This is a genomic window from Bradyrhizobium sp. SHOUNA76 (assembly GCF_023006445.1).
In the GTDB taxonomy this organism is placed as follows: Bacteria; Pseudomonadota; Alphaproteobacteria; order Rhizobiales; family Xanthobacteraceae; genus Bradyrhizobium.
Genome location: NZ_JALBHA010000404.1, coordinates 1 through 6,108 on the forward strand (window position 1 = coordinate 1; position 6,108 = coordinate 6,108).

General features: G+C 64.0%; 7 protein-coding genes and 1 pseudogene. 3 read left to right on the forward strand and 5 right to left on the reverse strand.

The window, feature by feature from the left end; all coding sequences use genetic code 11:
* From MOV74_RS28955 to mddA, 4 genes and pseudogenes are all read right to left on the reverse strand, one after another.
* Nucleotides 1–257 (reverse strand): annotated as a pseudogene (locus MOV74_RS28955) (hypothetical protein); the annotation flags it as partial.
* Nucleotides 258–284: 27 nt separating this feature from the next.
* Nucleotides 285–1,262, reverse strand: a complete 978-nt coding sequence (locus tag MOV74_RS28960; protein WP_246930057.1) for an NADPH:quinone oxidoreductase family protein — start codon at nucleotides 1,260–1,262, stop codon at nucleotides 285–287.
* Complete coding sequence (locus tag MOV74_RS28965; protein WP_246930058.1) at nucleotides 1,259–1,936, reverse strand: helix-turn-helix transcriptional regulator; 678 nt, start codon at nucleotides 1,934–1,936, stop codon at nucleotides 1,259–1,261. The genes MOV74_RS28960 and MOV74_RS28965 overlap by 4 nt, the downstream gene beginning before the upstream one ends.
* Entirely contained in the window at nucleotides 1,933–2,724 is a 792-nt protein-coding gene (gene mddA, locus MOV74_RS28970; RefSeq protein ID WP_246930059.1) for a methanethiol S-methyltransferase, read from the reverse strand. Before mddA ends, MOV74_RS28965 begins: the two co-directional genes overlap by 4 nt.
* Nucleotides 2,725–2,870: 146 nt before the next feature.
* Here mddA and MOV74_RS28975 point away from each other — a divergent pair, with 146 nt between their 5' ends.
* Together MOV74_RS28975 and cynS are read left to right on the forward strand one after the other, a co-directional pair.
* Nucleotides 2,871–4,436: an alpha/beta fold hydrolase gene (locus MOV74_RS28975; protein ID WP_246930060.1), complete on the forward strand. Its 1,566-nt coding sequence runs from the start codon at nucleotides 2,871–2,873 to the stop codon at nucleotides 4,434–4,436.
* 74 nt (nucleotides 4,437–4,510) lie between these two features.
* Complete coding sequence (gene cynS, locus MOV74_RS28980; RefSeq protein ID WP_246930061.1) at nucleotides 4,511–4,999, forward strand: cyanase; 489 nt, start codon at nucleotides 4,511–4,513, stop codon at nucleotides 4,997–4,999.
* Here cynS and MOV74_RS28985 read toward each other — a convergent pair.
* Entirely contained in the window at nucleotides 4,986–5,813 is an 828-nt protein-coding gene (locus MOV74_RS28985) for an oxaloacetate decarboxylase (RefSeq protein ID WP_246930062.1), read from the reverse strand. The two genes, cynS and MOV74_RS28985, sit on opposite strands and share 14 nt — an antisense overlap.
* A 104-nt stretch (nucleotides 5,814–5,917) precedes the next feature.
* Here MOV74_RS28985 and MOV74_RS28990 point away from each other — a divergent pair.
* Nucleotides 5,918–6,108: LysR family transcriptional regulator (locus MOV74_RS28990; RefSeq protein ID WP_246930064.1), on the forward strand; the 191-nt coding region annotated here is incomplete at its 3' end.

The following is a 6,108-nucleotide window of genomic DNA, read 5'->3' on the forward strand; positions in this document are numbered from 1 at the left end:
ACCAGGTGGATCAGCGGGGTGGCCTTGCCCGGTTCGTGCTTGCTGAGATTGCCGACGATGTTCTCGACCACGACGACCAGCGCGTCGATCAGCATGCCGATCGCGATCGCATCGAGCGGCGTGTCCAGCGGCGGCGGGGCGCGCAGCGTTATTTCCGCGCCGCCGGGAATGTGGCGGGCGAGCCGGCCGCAGACGTAACCGCCGTTGCCGGAGTTCGGAGGACCGCAATAGCGCTTGTCGATGATGATCGGTGTCATCGGTTCTCTCTTCGTCTTTGGCGCACTCTACCTGATCTTGAGCACAATTCGCCCCTGAACCGTCCGGCTGGCCACGGCGCGCATGGCGTCCCCGACCTCCTCCAAGGGGAGGATACGATCGATATGCGGGCGAATTTGTCCGTCGGCCAGCAACTGCATCAACGTGTCATTCATGCCCGCGCCTTCGTGCGGGAATTTCTCCGCCCAGGCACCGGCAAACACGCCGACGATGGAATAGTTCTTCAGCAGCGGCAGGTTCATCGGGAGGGACGGAATCTCGCCGCCGGTGAAACCGATCGGCATCAGCCGTCCGCCCCATGCCATCAGCCGGGCCATCTGCTCGAAGATCGCGCCGCCGACATTGTCGAAGCCGATATCGATGCCGTCGCCGCCGGTCATCGCCTTGATCCGGTCGCGCAGATCCTCGCTGCGATAGTTGATGACCTCGCTGGCGCCGTAGTCGCGGATCAGGGCCGCCTTGTCGTCGGAGCCGACACCGGCGACGACGCGCAGGCCAAGATGGCGGCCCAGGTCGACGGCGGCAAGTCCGACCCCGCCGGCCGCACCAGTGACAAACAGCGTTTCGCCGCGCTCGGCTCGTGCCCGCCCGACCAGGGCATAATAGGCCGTGCCGTAATTGTGCAGCACCGTTGCCGCCGCTTCGAACGCGACACCATCCGGCAGGCGCACACTCTTCGATTCCTTGGCAATCATCCGTTCGGCGTAGCCGCCGGTCCAGCTGCTGCAGGCCACGCGGTCGCCGGGCGCGAACCTTGTGACCTTGTCGCCGACCGCGACGACGACACCGGCTGCTTCCGTGCCGGGCACGAAGGGTATCTGCGGCCGCATCTGATAGAGGCCCGAGACCAGCAGCTGGTCCATGAAGCTCACCGAGGCGGCATGCACGTCGATGAGGATCTCATCGACGGCAGGTTTGGGCGCATCGATCTCATCAAGGCGTAAATCGCCCGGTCCAGTGAAGGAATGGCACAGAATTGCTTTCATCGCCGCGCTCCAACGGATTGTCTATATTCGGTATGTTCTCTCAATGGCGTCGCATATCCCGCGACGAGCTTGACGAAATCGGCCTGGCGCGCCGCACCGGTCTTTTCGAACAGGCGACGGACATGCGTCTTGACCGTTGTACTGGCGACGCCGAGCGCCGCCGCCACCTCGGGAACGCCGCCGAGCTCCACGATCGCGAGCATCACGCGCAACTCGGCGGGCGTCAGTCTGAAGGCTTTGCCGATCACTTCGGAACGAGGCGGTATCGTCAACGCCGCCCTGCGAACGAACAATGCTGCCACGGCGCTGTAGGCCACACCCGCACGCCGGCGCGTGCCGGAGATCAACGGCATGGCATGGGCGACGTGGCGCTGCCCATGCCGGTCGATCATCGGCACTGCAATTCCGTTGGCGCCGAGGATCGCGTTTTCCCGCCCGGCCGCGGCGAAAAAATGTTGCAGTGTCCGGTTGACCGTTACGTCGCAAGCCGCGAGGTGCCCGCGGGTTTCGAGCAGGATATCGCGCGCATCGACAATGGCTTGCCCGGCAGTATTGGCATGAATGAGACGCGCGTCCGCGTCAACGAGATACAGGCCGACGTCAAGCCCATCGAGCGTATCGGCGAATGTGGCGGCTTCCGCGGACATTCGGGGGATAGGGGGCATGGCGTTCATCGAGGCGCTCCAACAGGCCGAGGCGGCTGGCGATCTTCGGTCCGGCGGGATCTGAAAATCCTGGGCACCAGCATGGGAACGCGCCGGCGATACTGCTGATAGGTCGCGCCGAACTCCGCGATCAGATCCCTCTCCTCGAACTGGAGCGCGACCAGAATGTAGGCTGTGTTCGCGATCGCGAACAGCAAGTGGCCGCCGGTCATCTCGGGCGTAGCCCAGAACGCGAGCAAGAAGCCCAGCATGATCGGATGCCGCACGATTCTGTAGAGCAGCGGCGCCTTGAAGGATTGACCGGGCAGCTCGGTCCCGCGCAGCGCCGAGAAGGCTTGGCGCAGGCCGAACAGGTCGAAATGATCGATCATGTGGGTCGAGGCGAAGGCGATCAGCCAGCCGAGCCAATGGACGCCGGTCAGCAACCAGGCCACGATTCCGCTGGTCTGCCAAATCGGTATCGGGATCGGACGCCACTGCCAGAACAACAGCAGGAGGATCAGGCTGGAGAGCAGCACGTAGGTGCTGCGCTCGCAGGCCACGGGAAGAACCTTGGTCCACCAGCGTTTGAAGCCCGGGCGCGCCATGACGCTATGCTGGATGGCAAACAGGCTCATCAGCAGCAAGTTGACGACGATGGCCTCGGTCACAGTCGAAGGGCTGCCGACGTCGAGGGACCGATCGATTGACTTGGGTACGACATAATTGCCGACGAAACCGAGCGCATAGAGAAATGACGCCGTGAATACGGCATAGCTCACGATTGCGTAGAGCAGGATTGCGAAGCGCGAAAACATGGTTTTTCCTATTGTGCCTGATCCGGCGGTGCCGCATGCAAAGCTTGAGGTGGTCGCCGGCGAGCGAGCTCGATCTGGGCCGATGGCTACCGCGGCGCCGTCCCCTGTGCGTCCCCTGGTGACGTCCCAAGGCGAGAGAGGATTTCATGACGGCTTTCTCGCTGGAGACATTCGGGTTCCCGGAGGTCCATGCTGACGGCCGCCCGATCAAGTTGAACCTACGCAAAGGTCTTGCTCTGCTGATCTATCTCGCGGAGACCAAGGGCGCCGTCGCGCGCGACGTCCTTGTTGCGCTGCTGTGGCCCGAGGCTGCCCGCGAGACCGGCCTTGCGCGATTGCGGCGCCTGCTGCACCGCATCGAGCTCACGCTCGGGCAGTCGGTTTTCGAGACCGACCGTACGAGCGTCCGATGGTCTCCGGCGGTCGAGCTGAAGATCGATACGCATTTGTTCGAGAGCGCCTGCGATCGCGGTGCCTTTGAAGAGGCCTGTCTGATCTATCGGGGCGACTTCCTTGCGGGCTTCGCTCTGGACGACTGTCCCGAATTCGACGATTGGTCCTTCTTTCGCCGGGAGGCGTTGCGGGGACGGCTCATGCATGCACTGGAGCGTCTGGTGCAGGACAAGAACGCCGCCGGCGATCATTTCGCCGCGACTGTGCATGCGGGACGCCTGGTTGAGCTCGATTCATTGAGCGAAGTGTATGGCCGGCATCTGATCCGCAGTCTTCTGCTCGCCGGCGATCGAAGCGCGGCAGAGCGCCATCACGCAGCCCTGACGCAGCGGCTGCGCGACGAGCTAGGGGTTGCGCCGGAAGCCGAGACCGAGGCGCTGATGAGTCCCGCGGCGGCGCCTCATGCCGCCCCGGTGACGCGCTATGTGAAAGGCGCCGGGGTGCATCTGGCCTATCAGACCTACGGAAGCGGCCCGCTCGATATTCTGGTGATGCCCGGCTTCGTGTCGCATGTGGAGCGCGCCTGGGAGAACCCTGCGAGCCGGACATTCCTGGCGTCATTGATGCAGCTCGGACGCCTCATCGTGTTCGATCGTCGCGGGATCGGACTGTCCGACCGGGTCGGATCGGCCCCTGGCATCGATGTCACCGCGGAGGATATCGGCACCGTGCTGCGGGCGGTGGACTCGCGCCGCATCGTGCTGTTCGGCGCGTCCGAATGCGGGCCGGCCTGCATCAAGTTCGCGGTCGACGAGCCCCGCCGCGTGGCCGGGCTCATCCTGTTCGGCGCGCTGGCCAAGGGCTCCTGGTCGCAGGACTATCCGCACGCGCTGCGCGCCAGCCAGTATGATGCCTGGAGCAAGCATCTGATCGCGCAATGGGGTGGGCCAGTCGGGATCGAAACCTTTGCACCGAGCCTTGCTGGCGATCCCCAGACGCGCGCCTGGTGGGCGGGGCTGTTGCGTGCAGCCTCCAGTCCCGGCGGTATCTCGGCCGTGCTCGAGGCGTTTCGCGACGCCGACGTGCGGCACCTCTTGCCTGAAATCACTATGCCGACGCTGGTGCTGCACCGGCGCGGCGACCAGGCCGTACGCATCGCGGCCGGTCGCGATGTGGCGAGCCGGATCAGCGGCGCAGAGTTCGTCGAGCTTGACGGCAACGATCACTGGTTCTTCGCAGGCGATCAGCGGCCGGTGCTCGAGGCAATCGGGGGATTTATCGAGGGATTGCCGCGCGAAGGGGCCGGTGTGAAGCGCTAGCCTCATTTTTTGGCACGTTTCATGCCTCCCAAAGCGGCAGGCCCGACACAATGCCTAACCAAGGAGCCACTGACATGAAACGCGAAGACCTCACCGAAAAGCTGCTCGACATCAAGCGCGAGAAGGGATGGAGCTGGAAGCACATCTGCGACAAGATCGGCGGCTATTCCGAAGTGCTGATCGTTGGCGCCATACTCGGCCAGATGAAGCTGACGAAGCCGCAGGCGGCCAATGCCGGCGAGCTGTTCGGCCTGTCGAAGGCGGAAGTTGCGATGCTCAACGAGGTGCCGATGCGCGGCACCGGCACGCCGATGCCGCCGACCGATCCGTTGATCTACCGCTTTTACGAGATGGTGATGGTGAACGGTCCGGCCTGGAAGGCGCTGATCGAGGAGGAGTTCGGCGACGGCATCATGTCGGCGATCGACTTCGACATGGCAATGGAGCGCGTCGCCAACCCGAAGGGCGACCGCGTCAAGATCACCATGAGCGGCAAGTTCCTGCCGTACAAATATTACGGCGCCAGCGGCAACGTGGCGGAATACGGCTTCAAGGAGGAGTGATCGACGCGAAGGCCTCGCGCAGCTCGCCGACCGGAGCCATGTCGCGAACAAAGGTGAAGGATCCCTTGTCCTTCATCTCGTGCGCGCAGTTCAGGAACGCGGCGAGCGCGTAGCGCGACATGGCCCCGCCGACGCTGATGCGCTTGACGCCGGCGGCGGATAATTGCCCGACTGTCAACGTTGGGTCAGCAAAGCCCATCACGTGGTTGAACGGCTTGCTGAGCGAGGAGACGACAGTCCTGATCGTGGCGAGGTCGTACAGGCCGGGCGAATACAGGACGTCGGCGCCCGCGGCTTCGAAGGCCTGCAGGCGGCGAATTGTGTCGTCGATGTCCTTGCGGCCGTGCAGGAGGTTCTCGGCCCGCGCCGTCAGCGTGAACGGAATTGGCAGCGCGCGCGCCACTTCGACGGCGGCCTGGACGCGCTCGACGGCGTGAGAAAAGTCGTAGATGGGGCGATCGCGGTCGCCGCTGAAATCCTCGATCGAGCCGCCGACGGCGCCAGCTTCCGCGGCCCGTCGTATAGCTTCGGCCGCACGTTTCGGCTCATCGGCCCCGCAATTTTCGAGATCGACGCTGACCGGAAGGTCGGTGGCATCGACGATCGCGCGCGCGTTGGAGAGGATGACATCGAGACTGACGCCGCTGTTGCCGAGCATGTTGGCCACCCCGAGGCTCGTGGTTGCGAGGGCCTCGAATCCCATTGCAGCAAGCAGCTTGGCCGTACCTGCATCCCATGGATTGGGAATGACGAAGGCGCCACGCCGCTCGTGCAGCGTGCGAAACGCTATCGCCTTGTCGAATTGGCTCGTCATGGCTCGTCTCCGTATTGTGCGTCCATGCAGCCTTAGGAGCATTTTCGCCATCCGCCAAATTTGTTATTCTTGCAAGCAACATCAGTTTTTTGCATGAGGTCGCAATGGACAGTGACGCCCTTGACACCTTTCTGACCGTTCATCGCAAGGGCGGGATCTCGAATGCCGCGAAATTCCTGCACCGCTCGCAGCCGGCGATTTCGCGCCGTATCGCGCTGCTGGAGCAGGAGCTCGGCGTGCCCCTGTTCGAGCGGGTGGCGGGCCGCGCGCGGCTCAGCGATGCCGGGCGCGTGCT

Coding starts and splice junctions, on each gene's coding strand:
- MOV74_RS28965 (WP_246930058.1), bottom strand. CDS start 1,936: ATGAACGCCATGCCCCCTATCCCCCGAATGTCCGCGGAAGCCGCCACA.
- MOV74_RS28960 (WP_246930057.1), bottom strand. CDS start 1,262: ATGAAAGCAATTCTGTGCCATTCCTTCACTGGACCGGGCGATTTACGC.
- MOV74_RS28985 (WP_246930062.1), bottom strand. CDS start 5,813: ATGACGAGCCAATTCGACAAGGCGATAGCGTTTCGCACGCTGCACGAG.
- cynS (WP_246930061.1), top strand. CDS start 4,511: ATGAAACGCGAAGACCTCACCGAAAAGCTGCTCGACATCAAGCGCGAG.
- MOV74_RS28975 (WP_246930060.1), top strand. CDS start 2,871: ATGACGGCTTTCTCGCTGGAGACATTCGGGTTCCCGGAGGTCCATGCT.
- mddA (WP_246930059.1), bottom strand. CDS start 2,724: ATGTTTTCGCGCTTCGCAATCCTGCTCTACGCAATCGTGAGCTATGCC.